Origin of the sequence: Nitrospira sp. BLG_1, from assembly GCF_047338595.1 — a bacterium.
In the GTDB taxonomy this organism is placed as follows: domain Bacteria; phylum Nitrospirota; class Nitrospiria; order Nitrospirales; family Nitrospiraceae; genus Nitrospira_D.
The window spans coordinates 199,189-213,004 of the sequence record NZ_JBLFBO010000004.1; the positions used below are offsets into that span (position 1 = coordinate 199,189).

17 protein-coding genes are annotated in these 13,816 nt (G+C 55.2%); 15 read left to right on the forward strand and 2 right to left on the reverse strand.

Features of this window, described 5'->3' with window-relative positions:
- Positions 1 to 30: 30 nt before the first annotated feature.
- Positions 31 to 2,028 carry an excinuclease ABC subunit UvrB gene (gene uvrB / locus ACMTNU_RS06350; RefSeq protein ID WP_413934387.1) on the forward strand — a complete coding sequence of 666 codons (1,998 nt, stop codon included), beginning with the start codon at positions 31 to 33 and terminating at the stop codon, positions 2,026 to 2,028.
- On the opposite strand, the gene ACMTNU_RS06355 is transcribed toward uvrB, so the two are convergent.
- Complete coding sequence (locus ACMTNU_RS06355) at positions 2,025 to 2,285, reverse strand: DUF4321 domain-containing protein (protein WP_413934388.1); 261 nt, start codon at positions 2,283 to 2,285, stop codon at positions 2,025 to 2,027. The two genes, uvrB and ACMTNU_RS06355, sit on opposite strands and share 4 nt — an antisense overlap.
- A 236-nt stretch (positions 2,286 to 2,521) precedes the next feature.
- On the opposite strand from ACMTNU_RS06355, the gene ffh reads away from it, so the two are divergent.
- The 11 genes from ffh to ACMTNU_RS06410 all read left to right on the forward strand — a co-directional run bounded on the left by ffh (position 2,522) and on the right by ACMTNU_RS06410 (position 11,289).
- Complete coding sequence (gene ffh, locus ACMTNU_RS06360) at positions 2,522 to 3,868, forward strand: signal recognition particle protein (protein WP_413934433.1); 1,347 nt, start codon at positions 2,522 to 2,524, stop codon at positions 3,866 to 3,868.
- A gap of 41 nt (positions 3,869 to 3,909) precedes the next feature.
- Entirely contained in the window at positions 3,910 to 4,236 is a 327-nt protein-coding gene (gene rpsP / locus ACMTNU_RS06365) for a 30S ribosomal protein S16 (RefSeq protein ID WP_413934389.1), read from the forward strand.
- 7 nt (positions 4,237 to 4,243) lie between these two features.
- Positions 4,244 to 4,762 (forward strand): ribosome maturation factor RimM, encoded by a 519-nt coding sequence (rimM, locus tag ACMTNU_RS06370; protein ID WP_413934390.1) that lies wholly within the window; start codon positions 4,244 to 4,246, stop codon positions 4,760 to 4,762.
- 2 nt (positions 4,763 to 4,764) lie between these two features.
- A complete protein-coding gene (gene trmD, locus ACMTNU_RS06375; RefSeq protein ID WP_413934391.1) occupies positions 4,765 to 5,550 on the forward strand; it encodes a tRNA (guanosine(37)-N1)-methyltransferase TrmD in 786 nt (261 codons plus the stop codon).
- A gap of 4 nt (positions 5,551 to 5,554) precedes the next feature.
- Positions 5,555 to 5,959, forward strand: coding sequence for a 50S ribosomal protein L19 (rplS, locus tag ACMTNU_RS06380; protein ID WP_413934392.1), 405 nt, complete (start codon positions 5,555 to 5,557; stop codon positions 5,957 to 5,959).
- A 68-nt stretch (positions 5,960 to 6,027) separates the two neighbouring features.
- Entirely contained in the window at positions 6,028 to 6,687 is a 660-nt protein-coding gene (locus ACMTNU_RS06385) for a ribonuclease HII (RefSeq protein WP_413934393.1), read from the forward strand.
- A gap of 3 nt (positions 6,688 to 6,690) precedes the next feature.
- On the forward strand, positions 6,691 to 7,071 hold the full coding sequence (locus tag ACMTNU_RS06390; RefSeq protein ID WP_413934394.1) for a YraN family protein: 381 nt from the start codon (positions 6,691 to 6,693) through the stop codon (positions 7,069 to 7,071).
- 39 nt (positions 7,072 to 7,110) lie between these two features.
- Positions 7,111 to 7,791, forward strand: a complete 681-nt coding sequence (ftsE, locus tag ACMTNU_RS06395; protein ID WP_413934434.1) for a cell division ATP-binding protein FtsE — start codon at positions 7,111 to 7,113, stop codon at positions 7,789 to 7,791.
- A 53-nt stretch (positions 7,792 to 7,844) separates the two neighbouring features.
- Positions 7,845 to 8,687, forward strand: coding sequence for a cell division protein FtsX (locus tag ACMTNU_RS06400; RefSeq protein ID WP_413934395.1), 843 nt, complete (start codon positions 7,845 to 7,847; stop codon positions 8,685 to 8,687).
- The gene (locus tag ACMTNU_RS06405; protein ID WP_413934396.1) at positions 8,684 to 9,865 is read left to right on the forward strand and encodes a murein hydrolase activator EnvC family protein; all 1,182 of its coding nucleotides are present in this window, start codon (positions 8,684 to 8,686) and stop codon (positions 9,863 to 9,865) included. Before ACMTNU_RS06400 ends, ACMTNU_RS06405 begins: the two co-directional genes overlap by 4 nt.
- Before the next feature lie 65 nt (positions 9,866 to 9,930).
- The gene (locus tag ACMTNU_RS06410; RefSeq protein ID WP_413934397.1) at positions 9,931 to 11,289 is read left to right on the forward strand and encodes a S41 family peptidase; all 1,359 of its coding nucleotides are present in this window, start codon (positions 9,931 to 9,933) and stop codon (positions 11,287 to 11,289) included.
- Between the two features lie 166 nt (positions 11,290 to 11,455).
- On the opposite strand, the gene ACMTNU_RS06415 is transcribed toward ACMTNU_RS06410, so the two are convergent.
- Positions 11,456 to 11,926 carry a histidinol-phosphatase gene (locus tag ACMTNU_RS06415; protein WP_413934398.1) on the reverse strand — a complete coding sequence of 157 codons (471 nt, stop codon included), beginning with the start codon at positions 11,924 to 11,926 and terminating at the stop codon, positions 11,456 to 11,458.
- Between the two features lie 97 nt (positions 11,927 to 12,023).
- On the opposite strand from ACMTNU_RS06415, the gene thiS reads away from it, so the two are divergent.
- The 3 genes from thiS (at position 12,024) to thiE (ending at position 13,758) form a co-directional block, all read left to right on the forward strand.
- Positions 12,024 to 12,260, forward strand: a complete 237-nt coding sequence (gene thiS / locus ACMTNU_RS06420; protein WP_413934399.1) for a sulfur carrier protein ThiS — start codon at positions 12,024 to 12,026, stop codon at positions 12,258 to 12,260.
- Positions 12,253 to 13,026, forward strand: a complete 774-nt coding sequence (locus tag ACMTNU_RS06425) for a thiazole synthase (RefSeq protein WP_413934400.1) — start codon at positions 12,253 to 12,255, stop codon at positions 13,024 to 13,026. The genes thiS and ACMTNU_RS06425 overlap by 8 nt, the downstream gene beginning before the upstream one ends.
- 111 nt (positions 13,027 to 13,137) lie before the next feature.
- On the forward strand, positions 13,138 to 13,758 hold the full coding sequence (gene thiE, locus ACMTNU_RS06430) for a thiamine phosphate synthase (protein ID WP_413934401.1): 621 nt from the start codon (positions 13,138 to 13,140) through the stop codon (positions 13,756 to 13,758).
- Positions 13,759 to 13,816: the final 58 nt, after the last annotated feature.

The following is a 13,816-nucleotide window of genomic DNA, read 5'->3' on the forward strand; positions in this document are numbered from 1 at the left end:
CTTTGTTCCGTCGCATCACGGGAGGTTGTCGTGCCACCCTTTAAGCTCGATGCCCCTTTCAAGCCCTGTGGGGATCAGCCTGCCGCCATCGACCGACTGACGACCGGAATCCAATCTGGCACCAAGCATCAGGTCCTGCTGGGAGTCACTGGATCAGGCAAGACCTTTACGATGGCCAATCTTGTCGAACGTGTCCAGAAGCCGACGTTGGTACTCGTGCACAACAAAACTCTGGCCGGACAACTCTACCAGGAATTCAAACAGTTTTTCCCCCATAACGCCGTCGAGTATTTCGTGAGCTACTACGATTACTATCAGCCGGAAGCCTATATCCCGCAGAGCGATACGTACATCGCCAAGGATTCTTCCATCAATGATGCCATCGATCAGATGCGTCACTCCGCTACGACCGAGCTGTTACAACGAAATGATGTCCTGATTGTGTCCTCCGTCTCCTGTATCTATGGGCTGGGGTCGCCGGAGGTCTACCATGACATGCTGATTTATCTGGAGGTCGGCCTCGAAACGAGGCGAGACAAGCTTTTGTCGAAGTTGGTTGAAATTCAATATGAACGCAATGATGTGGATTTTCATCGCGGAACCTTTCGAGCACGTGGTGATGTGATCGAAATTTTCCCTGCCTCGTCGGAAGCGAAATCCGTGCGCATCGAACTCTTCGGAGATACGGTGGACGCCATTCATCAAATCGACCCGCTCACGGGGAAGTCCTTGGGAAAGCTGCCCAAGGTTGCGATCTACCCGAATACCCACTATCTCATTGCGCCGGATCGCTATGAGCGGGCTATTACGGGCATTGAGGAGGAGCTCGACGAGCGCGTCGCCTATTTCAGACAATCCGGACGGCTGTTGGAGGCGCAACGGATTGAGCAGCGCACGAAGTTTGACCTCGAGATGATCCGAGCCATGGGCTATTGCCACGGGATTGAAAATTACTCTCGGCATCTCAGCGGAAGAAACCCGGGCCAGGCGCCTCCCACGTTGTTGGATTACTTTCCAAAGGATTTTTTGCTCATCGTCGATGAGTCTCACGCGACCATTCCTCAAGTCGGCGGCATGTATGAAGGGGATTTTTCACGAAAGCGGACGCTTGTGGAGTATGGATTCCGACTTCCGTCGGCGGTTGATAATCGACCGTTAAAATTTGTGGAATTCGAACAGTGCCTGAATCAGGTGGTGTATGTGTCGGCCACACCCGGCACCTACGAACTCAAACATGCAGGTCATGAGGTTGTGGAGCAGATCGTCCGTCCAACAGGATTGATGGATCCGCAGATCGAAGTCGTGCCGGCCAAAGGGCAAGTTGACCACCTTCTTGGGCAGGTTCGTGTGGAGGTGGCCAAGCGGGGACGAGTGCTTGTGACGACTCTGACGAAGCGGATGGCTGAGGATTTGACGGAGTATTATCACGACTTGGGAATTAAGGTTCGCTATCTCCATTCCGATATCAAAACGCTTGAGCGGGCTGAGATCATCCGTGATCTCCGATGCGGAACGTTTGACGTGTTGGTCGGAATCAATTTACTGCGGGAGGGGCTGGATCTTCCCGAGGTGAGCCTCGTCGCGATTCTGGACGCGGATAAGGAAGGCTACCTGCGTTCTTACCGCGCGTTGATCCAAACGGCCGGTCGGGCAGCACGCAATCTCGAAGGACGAGTGATTTTTTACGGAGATGGTGTGACGGATTCGATGAAACAGGCCATTGACGAGACGAATCGTCGTCGTGGGATTCAGGCCGAGTACAACCGTGTCCATGGCATTACGCCGGTCGGTATTACGAAAGGGATCCCGTCTCTTGAGTACGCGGTGGCGGACCTTGATTACGTTCAACTGCCGCTTGCGGCGGAGCCCGATGCCGAGTATGGGAGTGCAGAGTCAACCGATCGACTTATTCAGCGACTGGAGGTCGAGATGAAAGCGGCTGCGAAGGAGCTGGCCTTCGAACGAGCAGCGGAGCTGCGGAATCGGATCAAGACGTTGCGACTTCGGACATTACAGGCAACAGATTAGACGTGCTTATAGAGATAGATCCCGACGAACATGCCGAGAATGCTCAAGATGTTAATCTTGAGGCTGAACCCTAAGACGAGTTTGATTAACACCAGATCTACGGTCAGGGGTGGATTAATGCCGGGCATAAAATGCGTTGAGAAAATACTTTGGATGGTGCCCTGAGGCGCCATCACGTGGAGAATTTCGCCGAGGATGCCACCCAGTAGACCTCCGATGAGGACAAACACGATCAAGACCCAGGGCGATTTTCGCACGTGGCTTCTCCTCGTTGACGGCTTCTCTATAGGCGAGTTGTGAGGTCGAGCTCTCTCACAGAGGCACCATATCTGAAGGGTTTCGGCATGTCAATAAAACTACTGACTTCTGGTGACCTTGACTTGCTTTCTGTGGTCCTATACACTTTCCGGTGCTCTTTCTCTAGGATTTTCGAGGTGATCGGAGGTCTGGTGCAAGGCCTCGGTGGTCTCTTTCTGTGCGGCGGTACAGTGTCATGCTTGATGCATTGAGTGAGAAGTTTGAAAAAGTTCTGAAAAAGCTCCGTGGGCAGGGTGTGCTTACCGAGCAGAATATTACTGAAGCGCTCAAGGAGGTGCGGTTTGCTCTCCTGGAAGCGGACGTCAATTTCAAGATTGTCAAAGAATTTATCGATCGTGTGCGCGAAAAGGCGATTGGCCAGGAAGTCCTGCAGAGTCTGACTCCTGGGCATCAAGTAGTCAAGGTCGTCTGGGATGAGCTCCGGGCGATGATGGGGCAAGATCGAGTTGGTCTCGGTCTCAATTCCCAACCGCCGACCATCGTCATGATGGTTGGCTTGCAGGGTGCGGGAAAGACGACAGCCAGCGGAAAGCTTGCTCGTCTTTTTAAGAATCAAGGTAAGCGCGTGCTGCTGGTGGCGGCCGACCCACGTCGCCCTGCTGCGGGAGAGCAGTTGAGTGCATTGGGAAGAGACCTTGGGGTCGAAGTGCATCGTGCCGATCAGACTCAAGCTTCACAAGCCGATGTGGTGCGGATCTGCGGTGCCGGTGTGGATCGGGGACGGGAACAGGGCTTTGATCTGGTCATTCTGGATACCGGCGGGCGTTTGCATATTGATGACGAATTGATGGGGGAATTAACGGCGGTGAAGGCTGCCGTGGCCCCTCATGAGGTGCTGCTGGTCGCCGATGCGATGACCGGCCAGGACGCGGTCACTATGGCCGGACAGTTTGATCAACGGGTCGGTCTCACGGGCATTATCCTGACCAAGGTCGAAGGGGATGCGCGTGGAGGGGCAGTCTTGTCGATTCGGGCTGCCACGGGAAAGCCGATCAAGTTTTTGGGGGTTGGGGAAAAACTCGATGCGCTTGAGCCGTTCCATCCGGACCGGATGGCCTCCCGTATTCTGGGGATGGGGGATGTGCTGTCCCTGATTGAAAAAGCACAGGAAAGCATCACACGGGAACAGGCGGAGGAAGCGCAGAAACGGCTCACCAGCAACACCTTTACGCTGGAAGATTTTCGGGCCCAGTTGGGACAGATGAATCGCATGGGTTCCTTTGAGCAGATCTTGGGCATGCTTCCTGGGGGACAAAAGCTCAAGCAGGCTATGGAGGGGAATAAGCCCGAGCGAGAGATCAGCCGGGTGGTCGCTGTGATCGATTCAATGACCGCGAAAGAGCGCCGCGATCATACGATTATTAACGGAAGCCGGAAAAAAAGGATTGCGCGGGGAAGCGGTACGACAGTGCAGGATGTGAATCGGCTGATCAAGCAATTCCTGTCTGCAAAGAAGTTGGCAAAGGCAATGACCGGTGCGGGAGGGCGTCGGCAACTCGCTCAGCTCTTGCGTGCCCGGTAATCGATTCAGAAGATTCGAACCAGTGTAAAGGAGGAATCGTTGTGGCTGTACATTTGAGGCTCGCTCGAACAGGACGACATAAACGACCGATGTATCGGGTGGTGGCGGCAGACTCGCGGAAAGCACGCGACGGCCGTTTCATCGAAATTCTTGGAATTTTCGACCCGTTGAAAGAAGCGGGTGTGCCGGAGCTCAAGCAGGAGCGGGTGCTGACGTGGCTTCACCAAGGGGCTCAGCCGACGGTGACTGTGCGGACCTTGCTGCGCCGTGCGGGGGTCTGGAAGCAATTTGAGGCGGAAAAGTCCGCAAAGGAGAAGAAGGCTCCGGCTGAAAAATCCACCCAGAAGAAGGCTTCAGCAAAAGCTTGACCGTGGGATGGTGAGTCAACCGGAAACCGTGACGGTGGGACGGATCGAACGGCCTTTTGGTGTTCGTGGGGAAGTGAGGGTCCGCTCCCTCTCCGATGTCCCAGGTCGACTGGAAGGATTGACGCGTGTCAGCCTTCTGGCGACAAACGGACGGACGCTGGAGACCGGTGTCACGCATGTGAGGCGGGCGGGAACGAGCTTTATTCTGGGGCTGTCGGCCTTCACCACACCGGAAGAAGCCGGTCTTTGGCGGGGAGGATTGATTCAGACGGTCCGCGGGGCTATTCCTGAGCTTCCGGCTGGGCAGTACTACGAGTGTGATTTGGTGGGGCTTGCCGTCCGAACGGAGGCAGGAGAGTCGCTCGGTGCCGTGGAAGCGATTTGGGAATTGCCAGGCAACTCTCTGGTCGTCATTCGCGATGGAAGCAAAGAGGTTTTGATCCCGGCGGCGAAAGAATTCGTGCTTACGGTTGATCTGATTGCTCGAATCATGACGGTCCGGTTGATCGATGGGCTTGGTGATTAACGATGGTACGGTTCGATGTCCTGACCCTGTTTCCAGGTATGTTTGCACCGGTCTTGGCGCAGAGCATGCTCAAGCGTGGCCAGGACAAGGGGCTTCTCGCGGTTCGGGTCCACAATCTGCGCGACTTTACGGTGGATCGCCACAAGGTCGTCGATGATACGCCGTATGGAGGTGGTGCGGGGATGGTCATGAAAGCTGAGCCGATTCTCCATGCAGTTGCCGCAGTGCGGAGCGAGGCTCAGTCGCAAGGAGAGGAGATTCGGTTACTGTTTCCGACTCCTCAGGGGCGTCCGTTGACACAGTCGTATGCCCAAGAGTTAGCGAACGAGTCTCGGCGAATGGTGATTCTGTGTGGGCACTATGAGGGCGTGGATGAGCGTGTCCGTCTTGCACTGGCGCCCGAAGAGATTTCACTCGGGGATTATGTGCTGACGGGAGGTGAATTGCCGGCGTTGGTTTTGATCGATGCCACGACCAGGCTCGTCCCAGGCGTGTTGGGCGATCCAAGCTCTGCCGTCGATGAGTCGTTTTCTGATTCGCTCTTGGAGTATCCACAGTACACGAGGCCAGCGGAGATCGAAGGCATCACGGTGCCGGAGGTCTTGTTGTCGGGCCATCATGAGGCCATTCGCTTGTGGCGTCGAAAACAGGCCTTGCGTAGCACGTATCTCAGACGCCCCGATCTTTTAAGGGATCGGATGTTCACGAAAGAGGATCGACAATTGTTGAATGAGTTGATGAATGAAGGCCTGTTGACGGCCCCGTTATTATGCGAGGAGGAGGGTTGAGGACATGAATCAGTTGGAGCGAATTCAGCGATCATTGACGAAAAAAACCGTTCCGCACTTTGAGATAGGAGACACCGTGCGTGTTCATGTCAAAGTTGTGGAAGGAGAGAAAGAGCGTATTCAGGTGTATGAAGGAACGGTCATCGCCAGAAAGGGCAGCTTGAACACCGAAATGTTCACGGTCAGGAAACTCTCGTACGGCGTGGGTGTCGAGCGGATTTTCCCCGTGCATTCTCCGATTGTGTCCAAGATCGATGTCGTGCGCCAGGGGCGCGTTCGACGTGCCAAGCTGTACTATCTCCGTGGCAAGAAAGGGCGGTTTGCTAAAGTTGAGGAGCGGGAGTTTGTTGGAGAGAGCAAATCTTCGGCACAGCCTGCGGCACCCGAAGAAGGAGCGGCCACGGCGTAGGTCAGTTCTGCGCAGACGTTCCATCATATGGCCGGTCGATTGGCTGGCCCCTCGGTAGAGAGCGATTGATGGGACCTACTGATGAATTTGAACGAGCAGCACGACTCCGTGGATATCGCCGTATTGCTGGGATTGATGAAGTAGGGCGCGGTCCATTGGCCGGACCTGTCGTGGCTGCGGCTGTAATCCTTCCCGTACGCAGTCGGCTCGTCGGGGTAAACGATTCGAAGCAACTGTCTGAGCGTGAACGCGAGCAGTTCTACATCGCGATCTGTGAGCAAGCGGTGGGAACGGGAATCGGATGGGCCGACGTTGCGGAAATCGACCAGTTGAATATTCTTGAAGCCACTCGTCTTGCCATGCGGCGGGCTCTCGAGCAGTTGGTCCCGCCGCCCGATTATGTGCTCATCGATGCCGTGAGTTTGCCCGGTATCAGCATTCCGATACGACCGATCATCAAGGGAGACGCCTTATCTATCTCGATTGCTGCTGCCTCTATCGTGGCCAAGGTCACGAGAGATCGGCTGATGGCAAACTATCATGACATGTTTCCGGAATACGGGTTCCTCTCGCACAAAGGGTATGGGACAGCGGAACATCTGGAACGGCTTGCTCACCACGGTCCCTGTTCCATCCATCGTCGAAGTTTCGCTCCAGTCAGACTTGCCATGAGCGCCAGGAAGATGGGGGAGGTTCACCTGAGAGGTCCCGCATTGTCCGAGGCATGATCCATGTTCCCTACAGACCCGCGTCACCGGTTCGGCCAAGCCAGCGAGATTTGGGCAGAGCAGTTCTTGATCGCGAAGGGTTATCGTATCCTTGACCGAAATGTACGGTTGTCAATCGGTGAATTGGACCTTATCGCGGATGACCGGGGTGTCATCGTCTTTGTCGAGGTCAAGGGTAGGAGCACTGAGGCGTTCGGAGGCGCGTTGTCGGCAGTGGATCGTCGCAAGCGAGCGAAACTCTCGAAGCTGGCGGCGCAGTATCTGGCGCAGCGGCACTGGTCTGACAAGCTCTGTCGATTTGATGTTGTCTTGGTCCAAGGGAAGCCATCAGCTCCGGAGCAGATTGAACACATCCCCAATGCGTTCGATGTCACCGAGTCGTGACAGGTCTCATCTCTATCGAGAGGGGTCTTCGTGGACGCAATGATTCAGCTCATCCATGTGTCGAAATGGTATGACCGGAGGCCAGCACTATCCGACGTCATGATCGAGATCGAGAAGGGGGAGTTCGTCTTGCTCATGGGCCCCAGCGGATCGGGAAAGTCGACGATCCTCCGGATGCTGATTGGAGAGGAGCAACCGGATGAAGGCCAACTGTTTGTTCAAGGCAAGAATGTCACGAAACTGAAACGGTCGGAGATTCCCTATCTGCGACGGAAGGTGGGGTCGGTCTTTCAAGACTTCCGGTTGCTGCCGAAGAAATCGGTATTCGACAATGTGGCACTTCCGTTAATCGTACAGGGTGTGTCGGAAAAAGATATTCGACGCAAAGTCACGGAAGCGTTGCGGGCGGTGGGCGTCGAGCATAAACGAGACCAGTCCCCCAGTAGTCTTTCCACGGGAGAGCAACAGCGAGCGTGCATCGCTCGGGCGATCGTGAACGGACCGGTCGTTCTGTTGGCGGACGAACCGACGGGTAATCTTGATCCGGAACTCACGGGTGAGATCATTGAACTGTTCAAACTGATCAATGCCCGGGGTACCACGGTGGTTGTGGCAACGCATAATCATCATGTCATGCATCAGGTGAATTGTCGGGTGATCAGCTTGATGCAAGGAGTCGTCCTTCCTGAACGGGCGATGCCTGAGCGGGTCGTCGTATGAGGCGGCTCTTCTATCTTGTTCGCGAGGCCTGGGCCAACATGCGGACGAACCGCATGACGACGATTGTCGCCATCTTGACCACGGCATTTACATTGACCTGTGTCGGAATCTTCCTCCTTATCTATGTGAATTTGCAGCATGCTGCAGGATGGCTTCAGGAAGACGTCAAGATTATGGTGTATTTGGAGGACCGGCTCTCTCGAGATGGGCGTCTGCAACTGGAACTGATGCTCAAGTCCGATCACATGGTAGGCAGTGTGCTCTATATATCGAAGGAGCAGGCGTTGACAGAGTTCCGCGCGCAATTCCCCGCGGATTCTCACCTGCTCGAAGGGCTTGGCGAGAATCCGCTTCCGGCCTCGTTCGTCGTGACGCTGGCCCAGAATTCTCGCTCTCCCGAGGCCATCAAAGAGTGGGTGGAACAAGTTCAAACCATGGGAGGAGTGGCAAAGGTCGACTATAATCAGCAATGGATCAGTCTGTTGGCCGAGCTCATCAGCTATATTGAGTTGGCGGCGCTCGGCGTGGGGATCCTCCTTTCTGCCGCCGCAGTGACGATCATCGGCAATACGATCAGACTGGCCTTGTTTGCCAGACGAGAAGAGATCGAAATTCTTCGCTCGATCGGAGCCACCGGGACCTTCATCCGCGTCCCGTATTTTCTGGAAGGGGCGGCGCTCGGAGCCTGCGGAAGCGCCTTATCCTTGGGAATCCTCAAGGTCGGATTTGAGTTGTTTCGGCAACAGGTTGAGTTTATCAGCCGTTTCAGCGAGATGGAGGGGCTGATTTCATTTTTTCCATTGTCCGTTTGCCTCGCGCTGGTCCTGGCTGGAACGGCACTAGGTTTTACCGGTAGTGTGGTCTCACTTCTGCGTGTTGGAGAAGGACGTGTATGAGAGGTCCTCTCCTTCTGCTGACTGGGCTTCTCGCACTCGGGGGGTGGGTCATGCCTATTGAGGCAGCTACGGATCCCCTCGCCGAAAAAATTCAGCGTGAGAGAAAGCGTCTTGAAGCCCTGAAAGACAAGATCGAAGAAAAACGGAAGCGGGAAGAGGCTGCCGAAAAAAAACGGGAATCCGTGTTGCAGGGACTCCAATCCTTGGATGAACGATTGGTCCACCATCGACAAGATCATCAGGACATCAATCGGAAATTGCGACAAAAGGATCGTGAGCTGGATGAAATTACAGAACAGTTGGTGACCACGCGGACCAGTGTTCAAGCGCGACGGGAAGCGATCTTGGCCCGGCTTCGCGTGCAGTACATGGAAGGCCGGTTCGGGTACGTGAAGGCGCTCTTGACCGCGGATTCGTACGGAGACCTTCAACGCCGCGGGCAGTATCTCTCCGCTGTCTCACAGAAAGACTACGAACTTCTGCAAGGCTTTCGGGCCGACATGGCACGAATGGAGCAGGCCGAGCGTCAGCGGGCTGACGCTCGAGATGGTCTGATGGTCTTCAAACAAAACATCGAAAAAAAGCTCGCCGACATTCGAGTGCTTCAAAAAGAGAAAACTCTCTATCTGAAAAAAATCACGCATCAAAAAGATGCCTATCATCGTGCGGTCGAAGAGCTGGAACGATCAGCCTCACGGGTGGATCACTTGCTGCAAGACTGGGAATCGCGTCGGCGGGCCGTGGCCTTGCACCCACCCACGACGGCCTCGCTTCCACGTGGTATCCGCGGGGCGTTGCCCTGGCCGGCCGAAGGACAGGTGGTGTCGTTCTTCGGACGGCAGAAACATCCTACCTTTGACACGTATGTTCAACGCAAAGGGATCGAAATTCGTACGACCGAGGGGAGTCTGATTCATGCCGTGATGCCTGGGAGCATCGTCTATGCGGACTGGTTGAAAGGGTACGGACTCGTTATAATCCTGGATCATGCCAACGGGTTCTTCTCGCTGTATGCCCATGCGTCAAAGATTCTGACCAAGGTTGGTGAGCAGGTGGTCGAAGGCCAGTCGATTGGGGAAACCGGAGATACGGGCATGACGGGAGAAAATACATTATACTTTGAGTTGCGTGAGGGAGCTGAGCCGGTCGATCCGCTCCACTGGCTGGCAAAGAGATAGGGGAAGTCGTGACCGCGCCTCCAGACCGAACCGGTCTGACGACGCAAGAAAGAAGGGATGAAACGATGATGGAACAGCAGCCGCGTCGGAAATCTTGGGTGGTCGGGCCGATGATTGCACTTGCCCTGCTCTGTGGCGTCATCATCGGGAAGGGCTGGGAGCGGACCGGACATGCCAGCGAAACCTACGAGGAACTCAAGACCTTCTCGGAAGTGCTGAACCAGGTGCAGAAGCACTATGTCGACGAGACAAAGCCAAAAGATTTGATTCAAGGTGCTATTCGGGGGATGCTGTCGACGCTCGATCCGCACTCGGCCTACATGACCCCTGAGATGTACAAAGAGATGCAGGTGGAAACCAGAGGAGAGTTCGGAGGAGTCGGGATCCAAATCGGTGTGAAGGATAATCGATTGGCGGTGATCGCCCCGATCGAGGGTACACCTGCCTATCGAGCCGGTATCAAGGCAGGGGATTTCATCATCAAGGTCAATGAGGATCCGACCAAAGATTTGACGTTGATGGATGCCGTGCAGAAGATGCGAGGGCCGAAGGGGAGTAAAGTCAATTTGACGATTCAACGAGATGGTGCGACAGACCCCTTGGTGTTTACCTTGGTTCGGGACACCATCAAAATTGAAAGTGTGAAGTCGAAGGTGATCGAGAATCTCGGCTATGTCCGGCTCACCCAGTTCCAAGAAGCCACGGGGAGGGACCTGGCCAAAGCGATCAAGCAATTCAAGGAGCAGAAGGTCCAGGGCGCAATCCTCGACCTGCGAAATAATCCAGGCGGGTTGCTGACGGCGGCGGTTGATGTATCCGAACAATTCCTGCCGACTGGGAAGCTGGTGGTCTATACCAAGAGTCGAGAAGGCAAGAAGGATGAATGGGTAGCGAAGGCAAAAGATCAGTTGGAGGACCTTCCCGTCATCATCCTGGTGAATGAGGGCTCGGCGAGCGCATCGGAAATCGTCGCCGGAGCGCTCCAAGATTGGGGCCGAGGTCTGGTGGTGGGAACGACATCGTTTGGGAAAGGATCGGTCCAGACGATCTTGGCCTTGGGTGATGGGTCAGGCCTGCGTCTCACGACTGCCAAGTACTATACGCCGAAAGGTCGATCCATCCAGTCGACGGGGATTACGCCCGATATCGTCGTGAAGCTGTCTGCGCCAGTGGCAGCTAAAGGGCCTGAAGGGAAATCTGGAGACAAGGAACCTGAGCCGAAGGCCGTCAAGCCTCCAACGGGGAAGGATGCCGTACCACAGAATGGAAAGTCTCCCGAGGAGGGAGGATCGAAGAACGGGACGCCTCCACCAGCCTTACCAGAAGCGGGCGGAGAACTTTCCCTTGAGCAGGATGTGCAGTTGCAGAAGGCTGTGGAATTGCTGAAGAGCTGGAAGATATTTAAGGAACTCAAGGCGTCGTAACAGACGCTGAAAAAGGCCGCCAGCGGCGTTCTCGCGTCGCTCAGAGGCTCAACGTACCGAAGCGTACGCCTCGCCTCTCCGCTCGCTGCGGCCTTGCTGGACAGCCTTTTTGAGCATCCTGGAGTTATGCTGGGCGGCAGTGCTGTATGGGGTATCCCGTGGCCTATTAAGGCTCGTGATTTTGCATCCGTTGTTGAACGGCTTGCAGTAGGCGGTCTTCGGATCCGGCAAAACTCGGCAGGGTCCGAAGGAGATGAGATTGGATGAGCTGCTCGAGATCCTTGAGTGTTCTGATGCCAAGGCGAAAGTATAGATAGGTCACGAGCGAGTCGGATAGTCCCGGAAGCGTTGCCCAATTCTTGACCTCCGCCGGGAGTGGAGTCTTCAGCTCTTCATAAGCACGGATCGTCCCGGTCTCAAGAAACTCTTCGATCTTTTTGGACAAATCCTCGCCGATCCCGTCAATTTCCTCAAGCCCCTGGCGCTGTGCGACCGCGGCCACATCTTCTTTCAGGGCAAGCAACGCATCCGCTGCTCGTCGATAGGCCCGCACGCGATATGGGTTCGCTCGCTGAGCCGACAAGAGATCGGCCATGGATCGAAAGAGAGCCGCGAGACGCTGGTTGTTGTCCTGCATTGGTAAACTCTTGACGCACTATTGTGCGGTTTTTCTTGATATCCGCGCAAGGCCCATTTGTTGACAAGGCGAATTCCGGTCTCATAGGATGATAGACATGCAGAATGCCATTAAAATCCATGTGAACGGCGAAGAGCGGGCTTGGCGTAGTGGTGCAACGGTCTCGGATTTATTGACAGAGTTGGACATCAAGACTGAACGAGTGGCAGTGGAACTGAATCTTGAAATTCTAGATCGCGCAGCATTCGGCCAGCGCCAGGTCAAGGACGGAGATCGGGTGGAGATTATGAGTTTCATCGGGGGCGGATCATCCTCAAGAGGGCAACATGGCTGATGATCGATTAATTATTGCGGGGCGTGAGTTCAAGTCCCGATTATGGGTCGGGACGGGTAAATACAAAGATTTCGTCGAGACCAAGAAAGCGATTGAGCTCTCCGGCGCCGATGTGGTCACGGTTGCGGTGCGTCGGGTGAATATCACCGATCGGTCGAAGGAGAATCTCCTCGATTACATCGATCCGAAGAAATATACGATACTTCCCAATACAGCGGGATGCTACACCGTGGAGGATGCGGTTCGGTATTCCCGACTGGCGCGTGCCGCCGGCGTCTCCGACTTAGTGAAGTTGGAAGTACTCGGCGACGAAAGGACACTGTTTCCGGATACGGCAGGCTTAATCGAAGCTGCCAAGATTCTTGTTAAAGAAGGGTTCATTGTCCTTCCCTACACGAATGACGATCCCATCGTTGCGCAGAAACTCGTCGATGTTGGATGTCCCGCCGTCATGCCGTTGGCGGCACCGATCGGATCAGGTCTTGGCATCCGCAATCCCTATAATTTGAAAATCATCATGGAAATGATCAAGGTGCCGATCATCGTCGATGCCGGTGTGGGGACCGCGTCCGATGCCGCATTTGCGATGGAATTAGGCGCCGATGCGGTGCTTATGAACACCGCTATCGCTGGTGCGCAAGATCCTCTTGCGATGGCGGAAGCAATGAAATATGCCGTGCAGGCCGGCCGACTGGCATACAAGGCCGGTCGTATTCCCAGGAAGCTGTACGCAACGGCGAGTAGTCCGATCGAAGGAATGCTGTGAGGCCGGTAAGGGGTGAAATGTGAGAAGTGAAAGGTAGGTGGAGAGGGGAAAAGCAAGAAATTCTTATCGTACCCCTCACGGGTGACTCTTCACCTTTTACGCGCGTTCGACATGTCTTCCGTTAACTTCCGCCTTCTGCTAGTCACCGATCGTCACCACACTCAAGGCCGTTCGCTTGTCCCGTTGCTCGATCGTGCGATCGAAGCTGGCCTCCAGGCCATTCAGCTCAGAGAACGAGACCTGCCCACGAGAGAACTTCTGTTGCTGGCACAGGAAATTTATGCCGTGAGCAGTCCGCGCTCGGTACCATTGCTGATCAACGATCGTGTAGATCTTATGATGGCGCTCAATCTGGATGGGGTGCATCTTCGATCCGACAGTCTGCCGACACGGCCTATTCGTCAATTGATCGGGTCGCGACGATTGATCGGGATCTCCACACACTCTGCCGAAGATGTCCAGCGGGCGAATCAGAGCGGTGCCGATTATGTCGTGTTTGGCCCTATCTTTGATACGCCGTCCAAACGATCATTCGGGGCCCCGTTAGGACTCGCATTGCTTGCCGAGGTGTGCCGTCGATCATCCATCCCGGTATTTGCCATCGGAGGCATCACGTGCGACCGGGTGGCAGTCGTCCGCCGAGCCGGTGCTCATGGAGTGGGGGTGATCGGCGCATTGTTGACTCGTGATGACATCGGTGAAGCGGTTCGAGAGTTCACGGACGCGTTGTAGATACGATGTGACGTGACGGCGCGTGAGTCCATGACGCGTCAGAACGCCCGTTGCAGTT

Bases quoted from the DNA above. Each gene is read 5' to 3' on its own strand.
- ffh (WP_413934433.1), top strand. From the start codon at position 2,522: ATGCTTGATGCATTGAGTGAGAAGTTTGAAAAAGTTCTGAAAAAGCTC.
- rplS (WP_413934392.1), top strand. From the start codon at position 5,555: ATGAATCAGTTGGAGCGAATTCAGCGATCATTGACGAAAAAAACCGTT.
- ACMTNU_RS06385 (WP_413934393.1), top strand. From the start codon at position 6,028: ATGGGACCTACTGATGAATTTGAACGAGCAGCACGACTCCGTGGATAT.
- ACMTNU_RS06400 (WP_413934395.1), top strand. From the start codon at position 7,845: ATGACGACGATTGTCGCCATCTTGACCACGGCATTTACATTGACCTGT.
- ACMTNU_RS06390 (WP_413934394.1), top strand. From the start codon at position 6,691: ATGTTCCCTACAGACCCGCGTCACCGGTTCGGCCAAGCCAGCGAGATT.
- rimM (WP_413934390.1), top strand. From the start codon at position 4,244: ATGGTGAGTCAACCGGAAACCGTGACGGTGGGACGGATCGAACGGCCT.
- ACMTNU_RS06410 (WP_413934397.1), top strand. From the start codon at position 9,931: ATGATGGAACAGCAGCCGCGTCGGAAATCTTGGGTGGTCGGGCCGATG.
- ACMTNU_RS06425 (WP_413934400.1), top strand. From the start codon at position 12,253: ATGGCTGATGATCGATTAATTATTGCGGGGCGTGAGTTCAAGTCCCGA.
- trmD (WP_413934391.1), top strand. From the start codon at position 4,765: ATGGTACGGTTCGATGTCCTGACCCTGTTTCCAGGTATGTTTGCACCG.
- thiS (WP_413934399.1), top strand. From the start codon at position 12,024: ATGCAGAATGCCATTAAAATCCATGTGAACGGCGAAGAGCGGGCTTGG.
- ACMTNU_RS06405 (WP_413934396.1), top strand. From the start codon at position 8,684: ATGAGAGGTCCTCTCCTTCTGCTGACTGGGCTTCTCGCACTCGGGGGG.
- ACMTNU_RS06415 (WP_413934398.1), bottom strand. From the start codon at position 11,926: ATGCAGGACAACAACCAGCGTCTCGCGGCTCTCTTTCGATCCATGGCC.
- ftsE (WP_413934434.1), top strand. From the start codon at position 7,111: ATGATTCAGCTCATCCATGTGTCGAAATGGTATGACCGGAGGCCAGCA.
- thiE (WP_413934401.1), top strand. From the start codon at position 13,138: ATGTCTTCCGTTAACTTCCGCCTTCTGCTAGTCACCGATCGTCACCAC.